The sequence below is a fragment of the Streptomyces spirodelae genome (genome assembly GCF_017676385.1).
Lineage (GTDB): Bacteria > Actinomycetota > Actinomycetes > Streptomycetales > Streptomycetaceae > Streptomyces > Streptomyces spirodelae.
The window spans coordinates 28691-45596 of the sequence record NZ_JAFFZN010000004.1; the positions used below are offsets into that span (position 1 = coordinate 28691).

At 71.5% G+C, this 16906-nt stretch carries 16 protein-coding genes; 15 read left to right on the forward strand and 1 reads right to left on the reverse strand.

Features of this window, described 5'->3' with window-relative positions; all coding sequences use genetic code 11:
• Positions 1-110: 110 nt before the first annotated feature.
• The 3 genes from JW592_RS06030 to JW592_RS06040 all read left to right on the forward strand — a co-directional run bounded on the left by JW592_RS06030 (position 111) and on the right by JW592_RS06040 (position 4317).
• Positions 111-1400, forward strand: coding sequence for a geranylgeranyl reductase family protein (locus tag JW592_RS06030; RefSeq protein ID WP_209263848.1), 1290 nt, complete (start codon positions 111-113; stop codon positions 1398-1400).
• A 69-nt stretch (positions 1401-1469) separates the two neighbouring features.
• Entirely contained in the window at positions 1470-1880 is a 411-nt protein-coding gene (locus JW592_RS06035; RefSeq protein ID WP_209263849.1) for a VOC family protein, read from the forward strand.
• A 28-nt stretch (positions 1881-1908) separates the two neighbouring features.
• Complete coding sequence (locus JW592_RS06040; RefSeq protein ID WP_209263851.1) at positions 1909-4317, forward strand: ATP-binding cassette domain-containing protein; 2409 nt, start codon at positions 1909-1911, stop codon at positions 4315-4317.
• Between the two features lie 162 nt (positions 4318-4479).
• Here JW592_RS06040 and JW592_RS06045 read toward each other — a convergent pair whose 3' ends face one another.
• The gene (locus JW592_RS06045) at positions 4480-4638 is read right to left on the reverse strand and encodes a hypothetical protein (RefSeq protein WP_209263852.1); all 159 of its coding nucleotides are present in this window, start codon (positions 4636-4638) and stop codon (positions 4480-4482) included.
• Between JW592_RS06045 and JW592_RS06050 the strand changes: the two genes are divergently transcribed.
• From JW592_RS06050 to JW592_RS06100, 12 genes are all read left to right on the forward strand, one after another.
• On the forward strand, positions 4628-5002 hold the full coding sequence (locus JW592_RS06050; protein WP_209263853.1) for a VOC family protein: 375 nt from the start codon (positions 4628-4630) through the stop codon (positions 5000-5002). The two genes, JW592_RS06045 and JW592_RS06050, sit on opposite strands and share 11 nt — an antisense overlap.
• A gap of 75 nt (positions 5003-5077) precedes the next feature.
• A complete protein-coding gene (locus JW592_RS33145; RefSeq protein ID WP_267877972.1) occupies positions 5078-5209 on the forward strand; it encodes a hypothetical protein in 132 nt (43 codons plus the stop codon).
• Between the two features lie 150 nt (positions 5210-5359).
• A complete protein-coding gene (locus JW592_RS06055; RefSeq protein ID WP_209263854.1) occupies positions 5360-5935 on the forward strand; it encodes a hemerythrin domain-containing protein in 576 nt (191 codons plus the stop codon).
• Between the two features lie 225 nt (positions 5936-6160).
• On the forward strand, positions 6161-6586 hold the full coding sequence (locus JW592_RS06060; RefSeq protein WP_209263855.1) for a hypothetical protein: 426 nt from the start codon (positions 6161-6163) through the stop codon (positions 6584-6586).
• Between the two features lie 136 nt (positions 6587-6722).
• A complete protein-coding gene (locus tag JW592_RS06065) occupies positions 6723-6914 on the forward strand; it encodes a hypothetical protein (RefSeq protein WP_209263856.1) in 192 nt (63 codons plus the stop codon).
• Between the two features lie 701 nt (positions 6915-7615).
• Positions 7616-9220, forward strand: a complete 1605-nt coding sequence (gene mdlC / locus JW592_RS06070) for a benzoylformate decarboxylase (RefSeq protein WP_209263857.1) — start codon at positions 7616-7618, stop codon at positions 9218-9220.
• 92 nt (positions 9221-9312) lie between these two features.
• Entirely contained in the window at positions 9313-10731 is a 1419-nt protein-coding gene (locus JW592_RS06075) for an FAD-binding oxidoreductase (protein ID WP_209263858.1), read from the forward strand.
• Positions 10728-12155: a cytochrome P450 gene (locus tag JW592_RS06080; protein WP_209263859.1), complete on the forward strand. Its 1428-nt coding sequence runs from the start codon at positions 10728-10730 to the stop codon at positions 12153-12155. Before JW592_RS06075 ends, JW592_RS06080 begins: the two co-directional genes overlap by 4 nt.
• Positions 12156-12189: 34 nt before the next feature.
• Entirely contained in the window at positions 12190-13569 is a 1380-nt protein-coding gene (locus tag JW592_RS06085; protein WP_209263860.1) for an alpha/beta hydrolase family protein, read from the forward strand.
• Between the two features lie 93 nt (positions 13570-13662).
• Positions 13663-15606 (forward strand): peroxidase family protein, encoded by a 1944-nt coding sequence (locus JW592_RS06090; protein WP_209263861.1) that lies wholly within the window; start codon positions 13663-13665, stop codon positions 15604-15606.
• Entirely contained in the window at positions 15603-15857 is a 255-nt protein-coding gene (locus JW592_RS06095) for a hypothetical protein (protein ID WP_209263862.1), read from the forward strand. The genes JW592_RS06090 and JW592_RS06095 overlap by 4 nt, the downstream gene beginning before the upstream one ends.
• A 279-nt stretch (positions 15858-16136) precedes the next feature.
• The gene (locus JW592_RS06100) at positions 16137-16862 is read left to right on the forward strand and encodes a GH12 family glycosyl hydrolase domain-containing protein (RefSeq protein WP_209263863.1); all 726 of its coding nucleotides are present in this window, start codon (positions 16137-16139) and stop codon (positions 16860-16862) included.
• The last annotated feature ends 44 nt before the right edge of the window (positions 16863-16906 follow it).

Genomic DNA, 16906 nt, shown 5'->3' on the forward strand with positions numbered 1-16906 from the left:
CAGGGCTCCGGCCCGCCCGGCGAGGGCCCGCGGCAGGAACCGTACACGGCACCGCAGGAACCGCGTACGGCACCGCGACCGCACACGGCACCACGCCGGGAGCCCGCCGTATGACAGGGCCGCGCAGCGAAGCGCAGGTACTCGTCGTGGGAGCCGGGCCGGCCGGAGCCACGGCCGCCTACCACCTCGCCCGCCAGGGGGTGGAGGTGGCCGTGCTGGAGAAGTCCGGCTTTCCACGGGAGAAGGTCTGCGGGGACGGCCTGACTCCGCGTGCCGTGCGGCACCTCGTACGTATGGGTGTCGACACCTCCGCTCCCGGGTGGAGCCGCAACCGCGGACTGCGGTTCGTCTCACGCGGGGTGACCCTCGAGGTGGACTGGCCGGAGAGCAACAGCTTTCCGGGCTACGGACTGACCCGCACCCGCCACGACTTCGACCAGCTTCTCGCCGAACGGGCCGTCGCCGCCGGTGCCGTACTGTACACGCGGACCAAGGTGACGGCGCCGCTGCGGGACGCGTCGGGCCGCATCACAGGAGTTCGCGCGGTATGCGGCCCCGACGGGGAGCCACGCGACTTCTCGGCCCCTGTGGTGATCGCCGCCGACGGCGTCGCGGGACGGCTCGGACTGGCCATGGGCGTCACCCGGCTCGGCAAGCGCCCCGTGGGCACAGCCGTACGCCGCTACTACCGCAGCCCTGCCAAGCACCAGGACCCCTACCTCGAGTCCTGGCTCGACCTCCGCCGCCCGGACGGCCGCATCCTGCCCGGATACAGCTGGATCTTTCCGCTGGGCGACGGCAGGGTCAATGTGGGCCTCGGGGTGCTCAACGACTCCCGCACCGGCACCACCGACATCCGCAAGATGCTCGCTCCCTGGCTGGAGCGGACACCGCGGGAATGGGGACTGCGCGGCGAGGAACACGCCGACGGCCCGCTGCGCGGCGCGGCGCTGCCCATGGGCTTCAACCGGCTCCCGCACCACCGGCAGGGGCTCCTGCTGATCGGCGACGCGGGCGGCATGGTCAATCCGTGCAACGGCGAGGGAATCGCCTACGCGATGGAAGCCGGGGAACTCGTGGCAGACCTCGTGCCCCAGGCCCTCAGCCGCCCCTCGGGCCCCTCACGGGACCAGCTGCTGGAGCGGTACCCCCGCGAGGTCGCCACCCGGCTGGGCCGCTACTACCGGCTGGGCCGTGTCTTCTCCTCCCTCATGGCGCGCCCGCTGTTCACCTCGCTCGTCACCCAGAACGCCGTGAAATCGCCTCCCGTCATGGCCGCCATGGTGCGGCTGCTGTCGAACCTCTCCGACCGCCCGGGGGCCGACGCCGTCGATCACCTGGTGAACACGCTGGTCCGGGTGTTCCCCCGGGACAAGGAACTGGGCGCTCGCCACCGCTGAGCCCGCACGCTGGGAAACCGAGCAGGATTCAAGAAGCGGGTACTGACGGCCACGCCTAATCTCGGCCGCATGAACATCTCACTCCGCTACTGCCACATCACCGTCGATGAACTCGACGAGTCGCTCGCCTTCTACCGCGACGCGCTCGGCCTCGAAGTACGCAACGACATCGCCTCCGGCGCTTTCCGCTGGGTCACCCTCGGCAGCCCCGCCCAGCCGGACCTCGAAATCGTGCTCTCCCAACCGCACGCCGGTCGTTCCCAGGCCGACGGTGACGCTCTGCAAGAGCTGCTCACCAAGGGTGTGCTGCCGATGGCTGTCTTCGGCACGGATGATGTCGACGCGGCCTTCGAGCGGGTACGGAAATCCGGCGCCGAGGTACTCCAGGAGCCCGTCGACCAGCCCTGGGGACCACGGGACTGTGCCTTCCGCGACCCCTCGGGCAATATGGTGCGGATTCAGCACAGGCCCGAGCAGTAGAAGACATTCAGCAGAAGACGAGCAGCGCATGAATACGGATAACGGGGCGGACACGGAGTCGCCTTCGCCGCACATTGCCGACACCCACGAGCTGATTCGCGTGTACGGCGCGCGGGAGAACAACCTCAAGGACATCAGCATCGAGATTCCGAAGCGCCGGCTGACGGTGTTCACCGGCGTCTCCGGCTCGGGCAAGAGCTCCCTGGTCTTCAGCACCATCGCCGCTGAGTCGCAGCGACTGATCAACGAGACCTACAGCACCTTCGTCCAAGGCTTCATGCCGACGACGGCGCGGCCCGAGGTCGACGTGCTCGAGGGGCTGACGAGTGCGATCGTCGTGGACCAGCAGCGGATGGGGGCCGACCCGCGCTCCACCGTCGGCACGGCCACCGACGCCAACGCGATGCTCCGCATCCTCTTCAGCCGGCTCGGGCAGCCGCACATCGGCCCGCCCAGCGCGTACGCCTTCAACGTCCCCTCGGTACGGGCCAGCGGGGCGATCACCGTCGAGCGGGGCGCCAAGAAGGCGGTGAAGGCGACCTTCACCCGGACCGGGGGCATGTGCACCCGCTGCGAGGGCCGGGGCACGGTCTCCGACATCGACCTCACGCAGCTCTACGACGACTCCAAGTCGCTCGCCGAAGGCGCGTTCACCATCCCCGGCTGGAAGTCGGACAGCTTCTTCACCGTGCGGGTCTACGCCGACTCCGGCCTGCTCGACCCGCACAAGCCGATCCGCGAGTTCACCGAGCGGGAGATGCACGACTTCCTGTACCGGGAGCCGACCAAGGTGAAGGTCGAGGGCGTCAACCTCACCTTCGAGGGGCTGATCCCCAAGGTCCACAAGTCGTTCCTCTCCAAGGACAAGGAGGCGATGCAGCCGCACATCAGGGCGTTCGTGGAGCGGGCCGTCACCTTCACCACCTGCCCCGAGTGCGACGGCACCCGGCTCAGCGAGGCCGCCAGGTCCTCGAAGATCGACGGGATCAGCATCGCCGATGCCTGCTCGATGCAGATCAGCGACCTGGCCGAATGGGTCCGCAAGGTCGCCGAGCCCTCGGTGGCGCCGCTGCTCACCACGTTGCGGCAGACCCTCGACTCGTTCGTCGAGATCGGGCTCGGCTACCTCTCACTGGACCGGCCTTCGGGCACGCTCTCGGGCGGTGAGGCCCAGCGCGTCAAGATGATCCGCCACCTGGGGTCCTCGCTCACCGATGTCACCTATGTCTTCGACGAACCCACCATCGGCCTGCACCCGCACGACATCCAGCGGATGAACGACCTGCTGCTGCGGCTGCGGAACAAGGGCAACACGGTGCTGGTCGTGGAGCACAAGCCGGAGGTCATCGCCATCGCCGACCATGTGGTCGACCTCGGCCCCGGCGCCGGTACGGCAGGCGGCAGCGTCTGCTACGAGGGCACCGTCGAGGGGCTGCGGGCCGCCGGCACCGTCACCGGCCGCCACGTCGACGACCGCGCAGCGCTCAAGGAGACGGTACGCAAGCCGACCGGCACGCTGGAGATCCGCGGCGCGACGGCGAACAACCTGCGTGACGTGGACGTCGACATCCCGCTCGGGGTGCTCGTCGCCGTCACCGGTGTCGCCGGCTCCGGTAAGAGCTCGCTGATGCACGGGTCGCTGGTCAAAGACCCGAAAGCCGCGGAAGCGGGTGTGGTGGCGATCGACCAGAGCCCGATCCGCGGCTCGCGGCGGAGCAACCCGGCCACCTACACCGGGCTGCTCGACCCGATCCGCAAGGCTTTCGCGAAGGCCAACGGCGTCAAGCCGGGGCTGTTCAGCGCCAACTCCGAGGGCGCCTGCCCCACCTGCAACGGCACCGGCGTCATCTACACGGATCTGGCGATGATGGCCGGGACCGCCGCCACCTGCGAGGACTGCGAGGGGAAGCGGTTCCAGCCGGCGGTGCTGGAACTCCGCCTCGGCGGCCGCGACATCAGCGAGGTGCTCGCGATGCCGGTGACCGAGGCCGAGGCGTTCTTCTCCGTCTCCGGCGAAGCGCGGACACCGGCGGCCCACAAGATCCTGCAGCGGCTCGCCGACGTCGGGCTCGGCTACCTCACCCTCGGCCAGCCGCTCACCACGCTGTCCGGCGGCGAGCGCCAGCGCCTCAAGCTGGCCACGCATATGGCGGAGAAGGGCGGCGTCTACATCCTCGACGAGCCGACCACCGGCCTTCACCTCGCCGACGTCGAGCAGCTGCTCGCCCTGCTCGACCGGCTGGTCGACTCCGGCAAGACGGTCATCGTCATCGAACACCACCAGGCGGTGATGGCCCACGCCGACTGGATCGTCGACCTCGGCCCAGGCGCCGGCCACGACGGCGGCCGGGTCGTCTTCGAGGGCACACCCACCGACCTTGTCGCCGCCCGCTCCACCCTGACCGGGGAGCACCTGGCGGCCTACGTCGGCGCCTGACCCGCGCCCGGGCAGGCTCAGCCCCGCTCCGCGCCGTACAGCGCGGAGCGGGTGCGTGTCGCGTGGATGGCGTCCGGTACGGCCCACAGAGGGCCCGCCAACTGGCCGTTGTCGCATTCGACTTGATCGAGTAGAGTCGCCGCCGTGAACACCGGACAGGCGCTACGCCACGCACGGATCGGCGATCCGGTGGAGGGCTGATCGCTCAGTGGGTGCGGCAGAGGCACCCACCCGGTTCGGCACGCGGACCTCCCAGTGCTCGTGCACCACGAGTCCCTTCTCCGTGTCGAGCCGCAGCGAGGTCAACCACATGACAGTCACGTTCAACCACACCATCATCGCCTCGAAGGACCGCAACGAGTCCGCCGCCTTCTTCCGCGAACTGCTGGAACTGCCGGAAGCGCCGTCCTGGGGCCCGTTCACCAACATCCAGCTCACCGACGGCGTGCTGATCCAGTTCGCCGAGCCGCCGGTGGAGATCCAGATGCAGCACTACGCCTTCCTGATCGATGACGAACTGTTCGACCGGGCGTATCAGCGGCTGTGCGACCAGGGCATCGAACACTGGGCCGACCCGCAGATGCGGCGCCCCGGCGAGATCAACAACGAACACGGCGGCAGGGGTGTCTACTTCAAGGACCCGGCCGGCCACGCGATGGAGCTGATCACCCGCCCGTACCTGTAACCGCGGACAGCCTGGTCGGGCGCGACGGCACCCGACCAGGCCAGCGGCCGGGACGACCACCGTCCGAACGGCGAGGTGGCGCGACGGCAGGACGGCGAGTCAGCGAGGACGGCGGACGCGCGGGCCGGTTCCGCCGCGGGGCGCGCCGCCGCGGAGCAGCCCGCGCTGGGTGACTTCGCCGCGAAGCTCCCACTCGTCCTCGGCTGACGACCGGCAAGCGCTGCCGCTGCTGCTCGGGTGAACCGCCCTCCTCGGGGAGGTAGCCCTGGAACGCGGAGGTGACGGAGCCGACGGGGAGGGGGAACAGCTGCCTCGTGTCCGCGTACGCGCCAGCGTTTCCCGAGCGAGGAGCGACCCGTGAATCAGGCAGGGCCGAACCGTGACGAGACCGCCCAGCTGCCGCCTGACGATGTTGTCGAGGTGCTGCTGAGACAGCACGCCAGAATCCGGGAGCTGTTCGACGCGGTACGCGACGGGACCGTCGACGGGCGCAGGGCGAGCTTCCTCGAACTCCGTGCCCTGCTGGCCGTCCATGAGACCGCCGAGGAAATGATCGTGCGCCCCACGGTGAAGCACATCGGCGGCGAGGAGGAGGCCGCCGCCCGCAACAGGGAGGAGAAGGAGGCCAGCACGGTTCTGGCCCGCCTGGAGAAGCTGGAGTTCGGCAGCGAGCAGTTCACCTCGGCGCTCGCCGGCTTCGAGCAGTCGGTGAAGGAACATGCCGCCCGCGAGGAGCGCGAGGAGTTCTCCTCGCTGCGCCGCCTGTGCACCCCGGAAGAGCTGCGCAGGATGGGGCGGCGGCTCCTGGCCGTCGAGAGAGCCGCGCCCACCCACCCGCACCCTGCCACCGCTGGTTCTCCGGCCGCCCAGTGGACCCTCGGTCCTTTCGCCGCACTCCTCGACCGCGTCCGCGACGCCATCCGGGCGAGCTGACGAACTGCCGAGCTGACGGACTGCCGAGCTGACGGACTGACGTGGCCGAACGCGGCTGCCACGCGCTTCCTTAGCCGACACGGGTGAAACCCGGCTCCCGTACGAGTGACCGCCACCGCGCTACGGGCCGATCGCCTTGAGCATGGAAATGGAAGGTACGACCGGGATGGCAGGAGGCGTGCACATATGCCCCTTCATATGCCATCCTCGGGACACCCCCTTCGCGTGCCGGTCACGGGATGCCGTCCCCGGCGGGCAGGCTGCTTCCACGCGGCGGCCGCGACCATGGCGGCTGCGCTCACTCTGCTGCTCACCCTGTTCGCACTCGGCGGCGCCGAACTGTCCGTCGAGGAGGCAGGGTGCGTCGACGGCGGGGCCTCCCTCACAGCCGCCGCCACCCTGCCTTGCCCGCAGGTGTCCGTCGACGAACCGGAACATGGCCGGCACCCTGGCCACGACCCTTCCTCCGCCCAGGCGTTCCTGGTGGCGACCGCCACCCATCGGCCGCACTGTCACTCGTCTCTGCCTGTGACCGACTCTCCGGCAGTCAGTGGTCTGCTGCCCGCCGAGGCCGCTCCCACCGACTCGGCTCCACGCGTCACGGTCGACTGCCATCCACGCGTGGCCCAGCGGCAGATCCTGCGCTGCTGATCGGACCCGCCTGCCCGGAAAACCCGTGACGAGCGCGACGACCGCCTCCGGTGAGGCGGCCGCGTCCAGCGCGACGATCGCGGGTGTCCCGGCCGGCTGCTGCTGCTCCGATCCTTCACCCTGCCGTAGGAGAGCCATGCCTACCGACCCCTTCCGGGCCATCGCTGCCCTGGCACGTGCCGAAGCCGTCCGCACCACGACCCCGGTCCCGCCCGAGCCGCGCACCTCCTCCGAAACCGCCGAGCCCGAAAAGCCCGAGGTGCCCGACCGTCGCCGCACGGGCTGGCGCGAGATCGCCCGCCGTATCCGCCGCCCCAGGTCGAGCTGACACATCGGCCACGGCCACTGAGGGCGGTCACCGCAGCTCCGGCGACCACGGTCGCTGTCTCCTCAGTCCCCCCAACTTCCCCTCCAGAGCGGCTCCTCCAGACTCGCTGCGTCATGTTTCGCACTCCCGGCTCATTGCTCTCACCTACGGCATCGGCGTCGCCGTGGGTGTCCCGTCTGCTGAGCCGGCGCCGACGCACCACTGAGCGACCGCCGCCGGCCCCGTCGGCCTCTCCGGCACCCTCGGGGTCGGCGGTCCAGCGGCGGTGAGGGAACGGGGGAGGGGCCACGCCGTATCTCCCGCCGCGCTACTACGCCGACCGGCACCGCCACCCGGCTCCGCTGCCCGCGCGCCCTTCGTGGTGCTACGGCGCGGCCGGCACCGCTCTCGCGCTCCACGCCTACGCGACCGACACCGCCGCCAGCGGCTGGGACACCCTGCTCCTGCTCAACTGACCGATACGGGAGCCGGTGTGCGGGCCGGACCGCTGTGAAGAACACACCATTCCGGGGGTTTGCCGAACGAGCCGTTGACGCGGCGGTGGGCCCGGCGGCCGGGGAAGCCCGACATGACCGCCTTGCGGCAGAGCGAATCCCGGTATAGTAGGACATTTTGCTGAAGTGTGGCTGTCGTGCTGCATTGGCCTCCGCACGCCGGGACCGGCACCCCGGTCACCGTCAGCACTGCGGGAAGGGACCCCCATGCGCACAGTCCGGGAATCCGCCCTGGATGTTCTCAGAACACGCGGCATGACCACGGTGTTCGGCAACCCCGGCTCGACAGAGCTGCCTTTCCTCAAGCACTTCCCCGACGACTTCCGGTACGTCCTCGGCCTCCAGGAGGCCGTGGTCGTCGGCATGGCGGACGGCTACGCGCTCGCCTCCGGCACCACGGCCCTCGTCAACCTGCACACCGGCCCGGGCACCGGAAACGCGATGGGCGCCCTCCTCAACGCTCGCGCCAACCGCACCCCGATGGTCGTCACCGCGGGCCAGCAGGTGCGCGCGATGCTCACCATGGAGGCCCTGCTCTCCAACCCGCAGCCCGCGCTCCTGCCGCAGCCGGCCGTCAAATGGGCGTACGAGCCGCCCCGTCCGGCCGATGTGCCGCCGGCCCTGGCCCGCGCCGTCCAGCTTGCCGAAACCCCGCCGCACGGCCCGGTGTTCCTCTCGCTGCCGATGGACGACTTCGACGCCACGGTCACGGAGGAGGAGGACCAGGCCGCACAGGTGACCGCGGCGCGCAGGATCGAGCACGCCGCGGCGCCGCGGCCGGAGACCGTCAGGTCGCTCGCCGACCGCATCAAGCGGGCAGGCTCCGCCGCTCTGGTCGTCGGCGACGACGTGGACGCGTCCGGCGCCTGGGAGGCCGTCCTCCGCCTCGCCGAGCGCGGCGGACTCCCGGTGTGGGCAGCGCCTGCCTCGGCCCGCGTCTCCTTCCCCCGCACCCACCCGCTCCACCGGGGCGAACTGCCGCCCGCCATCGGCCCGCTGACCAGGGCGCTCGACGGTCACGACCTGGTCGTGGTGGTCGGGGCGCAGGTCTTCCGCTACTACCCCTACGTGCCGGGCCCCTACCTGCCCGGGGGCACCGAACTCGTCCTCGTCACAAGGGACGCCGAGGAGGCCGCCAAGGCCCCCGTCGGCAACGCGGTCGTCGCCGACCTCGGGGTGACGGCCCAGGCGCTCGCCGACCACTTTCCCGCCTGCGACCCCGCCCCCGTACCGGACCGGCCAACCAAGGCACCACAGACGGCCGACGGGCCCCTGCCGCCCGGCACCGCGCTGGCCGCAGTGGTGGCAGGTGCTCCGGCGAACACGCTGTGGGTGAACGAGTCGCCCTCCAACGTCCCGCAGTTCCACGAGGCGGCACGGATCAGCGCCCCCGGCTCCTACCTCTTCTCCGCGGGCGGCGGGCTCGGTTTCGGGGCCGCCGCCGCGGTCGGTGCGCAACTCGGCGCTCCCGACCGGCCGGTCGTCGCCGTGCTGGGGGACGGCTCGGTCCACTACGCCGTGCAGGCGCTGTGGACCGCGGCCGCATACCGGGTGCCCGTCACCTTCGTGGTGCTCAGCAACGCCCGCTACGCGATCCTGCAGTGGTTCGCACAGCTCGAACACGCGCAAGGCGCCCCGGGGCTGGACATCCCCGGACTCGACATCCCCACGGTCGCCGCCGGATACGGCGTGCGCTCGTTCCGCGCAGCGGGTGCGGGAGAGCTCACCAAGCTCGTACGGGACGCCACGGGCGGGCGCGAAGGCCCCGTACTGATCGACGTACCGGTCACCACGGAGCTCCCGTCGCTGTGAAGTACCCGCGGCCATCGACCGCGACCCGCGACCGCGCCCCAGCACCTCCCAACGCCACACCCCCGCACCGCCGCACGAACCCTGGAGGGCCGATGCCCCCGCACGCCGCTTACCCCGACCCTGCGCAGCTGCTGGACGAGCTGCGCGACCGACTGCCCGCCGACACCCTGCTGACCGACCCGGAATCGCTGGCGGCCCACGCCCGGGACGCCGCTCCGTTCTCCGCCCCCGGCGTACCCGCGGCCGTCGTGCTGCCGCGCACCGCCGAGCAGATCGAGGAGGTGATGCGGAGCGCGTACGCGCACCACGTTCCCGTCGTTCCGCAGGGCGCCAGGACCGGTCTGGCCGGCGCCGCGAACGCGGTGGACGGCTGTGTCGTGCTCTCCACGGTCCGCATGGACCGGATCGGCACCATCGACCAGGTCAACCGGCTCGTCCGGTGCGAGCCCGGCGTGATCACCAAGCGCCTCAACGACGCTGCCGCCGAGCACGGTCTCGCCTATCCGCCCGACCCCGCCTCCTGGGAGACGTGCACGATCGGCGGCAACATCGCCACCGGCGCGGGAGGCATCTGCTGTGTGAAGTACGGCGTGACGGCCGACTACGTCCTCGGCCTCGATGTGGTGCTCCCCGACGGGCGGCGGATGCGCACCGGACACGACACCCCCAAGGGAGTGGCCGGATACGACCTGACCCGGCTCTTCGTCGGCTCGGAGGGCACCCTCGGTGTCATCGTTGGCGCCACCCTGGCGTTACGGCCCGTCAGGCCCGCGCCGCTCGCCCTCCTCGCCCAGTTCCCGAGCCTGGCGGCGGCAGGGCACGCCGTCGCGGCCATCACCGGGGGAGGGCACCTGCCCTCGGCCGTCGAGCTGCTGGACCGGGCGACCTCGCAGGCCGTCGCCGAGTACGGGCACGCGCTGTTGCGGCCCGACAGCGCCGCAACGCTCATCGTCGAGAGCGACGCGCCCGATCCCGCGCCCGACCTGGCGGCGATGAAGGCGCTGTGCGAGGGCGCCGGTGCCGACCAGGTGGTCGCCGCCACCACCGCCGAGGAGTCCCAGAAGATCATCGAGGCCCGGCGGCTGGTCTCCCCGGCGCTGGGTGCCTTCGCCGCCACCCTCGGCGGACGGCCCACGGCCTTCATCGAGGACGTGGCCGTACCACCCTCCGAACTGCCCAAATTCGTCGGCACGATCGAGGACATCGCCAACCGGCACCGGCTGCGCATCTTCACGCTCGGCCACGCCGGGGACGGCAATCTGCACCCCACGGTCCTCTTCGACGAATCCGATCCCGACGAGGTCCGCCGGGCCCGCACCGCCTACGACGACATCATGGCGGCGGGTCTGGCACTCGGCGGCACCACCACCGGCGAACACGGCATCGGGACCCTCAAGCGCGAGTGGCTCGGCCGGGAGCTCGACGCCGTCAGCCTCGAGGTGCACCGGGGCATCAAGCAACTCTTCGACCCCCGCAACCTGCTCAACCCCGGAAAGGTGGTGGAGGCATGAGCGGGCCCGTACCCGCGGCCGACCCCGGAAGCCCCTACCCCGGAAGCTCCATCGGAGCGCCGGACCCCTCCCGGGGCGCGGGCTCTGGCGAACCCGCCGGCCCGTCGCCCCGAAGCGGCGCGGCGCGACCGCACCGCGCCGGCCGTGGTGAATCCCTCCGCTTCGCCGTCACCCACACCCTGCCGGCCTTCGCCCGGGGCGTTTCCGCTCCCCGCCCGGCGGTGGGGTCGCTGCTGGGCGCGGTGGGCCAGCCCCGGTGGTCGGCCGCGACGCTGCGCTCGCTGCGCGACCGCTACGGGGGTGCGCCCGTACTGCTCGGCGGCGCCTCCGGTGACACGCTGGTCCTCCTCGACCCCGCTGACGTCGAGGACTTCTTCGCCCGCCCGGTGCGCGAACTGGCCCTGGACGCGGTGGACAAGACGAAGATCTTCTCGGTCCTCGAACCAACGGGCGTCATCTGCGCGCACGGCGACCTGCGCGAAGCCCGCCGCGCCCTCAACGACCGGGTGCTGGGCCACCATGAGGAGACCCACCCCTCTTGCGAGACGTTCCGTACCGTCATCGCCGAGGAGTGCGTCCGGCTCACCACCGGGCCCACCCTGCCGTACGCCCGGCTGGAGCGCGCCGCTCAGCGCATCTCACGCCGCATCGTGCTGGGGGACCAGGCCGCCGGGGACGAGGAACTGGCGCGCTGGCTGCTCACACTGCGCCAGGAGGGCAACTGGGGAGCGGTCCGGCGCGGCCCCACCCCGGCGAACCGACGGCTGTACCAGGCCGCCACCGACCGGCTGCACGTCTACGCCCCGCACGCGCCCGGCACCACCCTGCTCGGCCAGGCCATGAAAACGGCCTGCGATCCGGACGTCGACGCGGTGGGGCAGGCCCACCACTGGCTCCTCGCCCTGGACGCGATCGGGCTCATCGTCGCGCGCACCCTGCTGCTCCTCGCCGCGCATCCGGCCGAACAGACAGCGCTGTACAACGCGCCGCACGCGCCGGACACCGGCCGGCTGCGCGCCTGCGTCCTGGAGACCCTGCGCCTGTATCCCCTCGTAAACGACCTGCTGCGCATCCTGCGCGCCGACACCACCTGGCGCGGGGTGCCCTACAAGGCCGGAACCCACGTCCTGGTCCCCATCGGGTTCCTCCAACGCGACAGCAGCCTGGTGCCCGGCGGCTCGCTGTTCGCCCCCGGCCGCTGGCACACCGAGGGCGCGGAACACGACCCGCGGATGGCGCCGTTCGGCCACGGTGAGGGCCGCTGCCCGGGCGACCGGCTCGGGCTGATGGTCGCCACCGAGATCTGCGCACAGCTCCTCCGCGCCCACCACCTCACCAAAGGCAGCCCCCGGCTCGACCCGCACCGTTCGCTGCCGGGTGCCCTGAACGCCTCCGGCATCCGCCTCACACTGGCCCGCTCCTGACCACACCGGACCGCCGTCCTGGAGGCATCACCCCATGGCCGAAACCGGAACCGAGACCGGCACCACCACCGAACCGGATGTGGACCGCCTGCACGCGCTCTGCCGTGAGCTGGGCGAAGCCGCGGATGCCGTACGTCAAGCCACCCAGTACGCCGGGGAGCTCGCCCTGGGCACCGGCCTTCCGGCGCGTGCCCTCGGCAGCCGCCGGGCCCGCGTGGCACTGCGCTCCCTGCTCCGCGCCCTCACCGACCCGGCAGGACTGGGCTGGCCGGCCGGCGGCCGGAGCCCGGCGGCCCGCGCGGCGCGGCTGGCCGGAGTGCTCACCAGCCGCGAGTGCCTCGCGGTGAGCCTGGCCGTCGTGGGTCTCAAGGCCCGCGTCCGGGCTGCCGCCGTCACCCATCCCGAACTGCTCACCGACCCCGACACGGCCCGGGTGCTGCGGGCCATCGACGAGGACCGGCAGCGCGAGGCCCTGCGCGCCTTCAAGTCGATCGTCGGCAGCCAGGGCGCCGAGCGCGCCTTCGCGCTGCTCGCACCGTCCTTCGGCGACATCCTCGCCTGGAACGCGCTCACCGACGAGAACCCCTTCAACGACGAAGCCGCCTGGGAGATCGCCACCGGCCGTACCCTCACCAAGGCCGAACCGGTCCTCGGTATCAGCCCCCGTGTCTGGGCGCTGCTGGACCGCGGTCCCGGCCGCGCCGAACCCGTCGCGGCGGACCCGTCACTGCTGGAGCGTCTCGACGGCTCGTGCACCGTCGTCGGCTGCATCCGCAACATCGGGGCCGTGGGAACCGGCGGCATGCTGCTCGTCCAGCAGGTGACGGGCCCGGACGGGGTGCGGCGGTACGTCGTCCAGCTCGCCGGTATGGCCACCGACGCGATCGCCAAGTCCAGCCCCCAGGACGTGCTCGGCGCGGTGCACGCCGTCGCCAGGCCCAGTACGCCCTACTCCCGTGCCGTGACCCGGGCCCTGCGCTCCTGGGTGCCTTCCGGCAGCGAGCTCGCACTCGTCGGGCACAGCCTGGGCGGCATCACCGCGATGAACCTGGCGGCCGACCCCGACTTCTGCGCGCTCTACCGCGTCACCCACGCCGTGGCGATCGGCTCGCCCGTCGACGGCAAACGCCCCGCCGACCCGGACACCCGCGTCTTCTCGCTGATCAACGAGCACGACATCGTGCCCAGTCTGGAGGGCCGTTCCGCCGTCTCTCCCTACGCCCTCCCGGAGCAGTTCACCGAGCACACCTGGACCGACGACACCCACGCCTTCCCGCTGTGCCACGCGGCCGAACGCTACGCGCACAACCTCCAGTTCGACGTGCCCGAGGCGAGCGCCGAGGTCGACGCGGCGCTCGCCCCCTACCGCGGCCGGGCAACCGTCAGCAGGCTCTTCGCCCTCCACGACCGCTGAGCGACCGGCGGCCCAGCGCGGCTGTGCCGCCGCCCCCGCCCTGCCGCCTTCCGATCTGCCCGACCTTTGCCGAACGCCGCCCGGAGGTCCCCGATGACCGACACCACGCCCTCTTCCGCGTCCGCCGGGACCGGCACGCCCGCCGATCCCGGTTCCGCCCTCCCGCACATCCACGCGCAGCCCGACGGCCCGTCCCCGTCCCGCCCGTCGAACGCCTCGCGGTCGGCGCAGCCGGAGCCCTACGGGCCGCCCGGCGTCCTCGAACGGCTCGGCTCGGCGGCCTTCGCCCGCATCAACCGCCGCCGCGAGTGGCATGAGCTGCCCACCCCGCTCGGCCTGCTCAACCTCCGCTTCCTCCGCGACGACCTGCGCCGCGAGAACCTCCACGACACCTACTGCGCAGGCGGGGAGCGCCCGCGCCGCGCCCCGGCGAGCCTGCCGCCCTTCCGTACGTACGACGGCTCGGCCTACGACCCGCACGACGAGGACATGGGCCGCGCCGGCACCCGCCTGGACCGCAACGCTCCGCTCCACCTCGCATTCCCCGAGAGTGACGACGAGCTGATGTCGCCCAGCCCCCGTGAGGTCAGCCGCCGCCTGCTGGCCCGGCGCAGCTTCGTGCCGGCCCCCACCCTCAACCTGCTGGCCGCCGCCTGGATTCAGTTCGAGAACCACGGCTGGGCCAACCACGGCGACAACGAACAGGCCGAACCGTTCACCGTGCCGCTGGCCGAGGACGACGACTGGGCGGGGGAGTGCCCGATGCGGGTCAACCGCACCCGCCCCGACACCGTCGCGCACACCGCCCCCGAGGCACCGCCCACCTACGAGAACACCCTCACCCACTGGTGGGACGGCTCGCAGGTCTACGGCTCCTCCGAGGAGCGCTGCCGGTCGCTGCGCACCGGCGAGCTGGGACACCTCGTCGTCGCGGACGGACGGCTGCCCGCCGACCCCAGGCCAGGCATGTCCTGTCTCGACGCCACGGGGATGAACAGCGACTACTGGGCGGGCCTGTCCTTGCTGCACACCCTGTTCGCCAAGGAACACAACGCGATCTGCGACCATCTGCACTCGCACTACCCCACCTGGGGCGACGAACGGCTCTTCCACACCGCGCGCCTGGTCAACTGCGCCCTGATGGCGAAGATCCATACGGTGGAGTGGACCCCGGGCATTCTCGACACACCCGTCCTGCACCGGGCCATGAACGCCAACTGGTACGGGGTACTGCCCCACTGGGTCCGCAGGAAGTACGGCCGGGTCGGCCGGGGCGAGATGCTCAGCGGCATCCTCGGCTCACCGACCGACCACCATGCAGCGCCGTTCTCCATGACCGAGGAGTTCGTCTCCGCCTACCGGCTCCACCCGCTCGTCCCGGACGAGCTGACACTGCGCGACCACCGCTCGGGCCGCCGGGGCGAGACGATCGGTTTCGACGACATGCAGGGCGCCACCACTCGCAGCGTCATCGACGCGCATGGCATGAGCGACCTGTTCTACAGCTTCGGCACCGCCAATCCCGGTGCTCTGGTGCTGCACAACCACCCCGACTCGCTGCGCGATCTGACCCGGCTGACCGGCGAACACGTCGACCTGGGCACCGTCGACATCCTCCGCGACCGGGAACGCGGCATCCCCCGCTACAACGCCTACCGCCAGATGCTCCGCAAGCGCCCCGTCACCTCCTTCGAGGAGCTCACCGGCGGCCACCCGACCGACACCCCGTTGCTGGAGGAGCTCTACGAGGGGCGGCTCGACCGCGTCGACACCCTGGTCGGCAACCTCGTCGAGCCCCGCCCCGCCGGGTTCGGCTTCAGCGACTCCCTCTTCCGCATCTTCATCCTGATGGCCAGCCGGCGCCTGAAGAGCGACCGCTTCTTCACCACCGACTACCGGCCCGAGATCTACACCCCCGAGGGGCTGGAGTGGATCGACCGCAACGGTATGACCCGCGTCCTGCTGCGCCACCACCCCGAACTCGCCCCCGCACTGGACGGTGTGACCAACGTCTTCGCTCCCTGGAGGAACCTGTGACACCGACCCCCGTCCCGGCACCGCGCTCCGCCGCTGCCACCTCCGCCAGCCCGGCGGCCCCGGCGGCTCAGCTGCGTGCCCATGCCGCCGCGCTCGCCGCGCACGCCGAACGGCTCGGCGCCGGGGCCGCCGCCGACTGGACCGGCCCGGACGCCGCCGCCCTCCAGCAGCAGGTCGAGCAACTCGCCCGCCGCTGCGCCGTCGCCGCGCAGGCCCTCAGCCACTCCGCAACCCTGCTGGACACCCGCTGAGTGACGGAGCTGCGCCCCCGTCAGGGGCGCGGGAACCGCGTGAGTGACCACGACATACCCCTGCCCGCTCCCCAGCGGGCAGGGGTACCCAAGGGCGCGGGGAGCGCAGGCACTCCTCCGCGCCCGGAGAAAATTCTGCGCCCGGGCGGCAACTTTCCGCGCTCCGGTGGCAACGACAGAGCAGACAGCACTCGTTGGCCACCGGTGTTCCGGTGCACAGAGGGGAGGGACACCCCTCTGTGCACCGGAACACCGCACGGAGATGAAGGAGAGGCCCACATGGCACGACAGGCACGGCACAGGCTCCGCAGACGCACGACCCTCCTGGTGGCCCCCGCGGCGGCGTTCGCCGCGCTGATCGGGTTCGCCGCGGCACCGGCGCACGCCGCAGTCTGGTCCTCCTCGGACCGCTGGGGCAGCTACCGGACGTCCGACGGCTACACCCTCTACAACAACATCTGGGGTCAGGGCGCAGGTTCGCAGACCATCGAGGCGAACTCGGCGTCGGACTGGTGGGTGCACGCCGACCACCCCGACACCGGCGGCATCAAGTCCTATCCGAACGCCAAGAAGGTCGTCGGCAAGCGCATCGGCGCACTCACCTCGCTCAGCAGCAGCTACCAGGTGAGTGTCCCGCAGGCCGGCGCCTACAACACCTCGTACGACATCTGGGACAGCGACTACGACTTCGAGGTCATGCTGTGGGTCAACCACCACGGCGCGGTCGGTCCGATCGGCACCCCGCAGGGCACTGTCTCCCTCGGCGGGCACACCTGGCGTGTCTACAAGGGCGACAACGGCGCCAACCAGGTCTTCACGTTCGTGCGCACCTCCGACTCGACACAGGGCACGGTCGACATCCTGCCGGTCCTGCGCTGGCTGAAGGACACCAAGGGCTGGTGGGGCGACGAGACGATCGGCGACGTCCAGTTCGGGTACGAGATCACCTCCTCGCCCGGCGGCCTCGACTTCGCCACCCGCCGATTCGGCGTCACCAGCCGTTGACCTCCGCGCACCTTCACCCCCACCACACCCCCCCACATCACCCC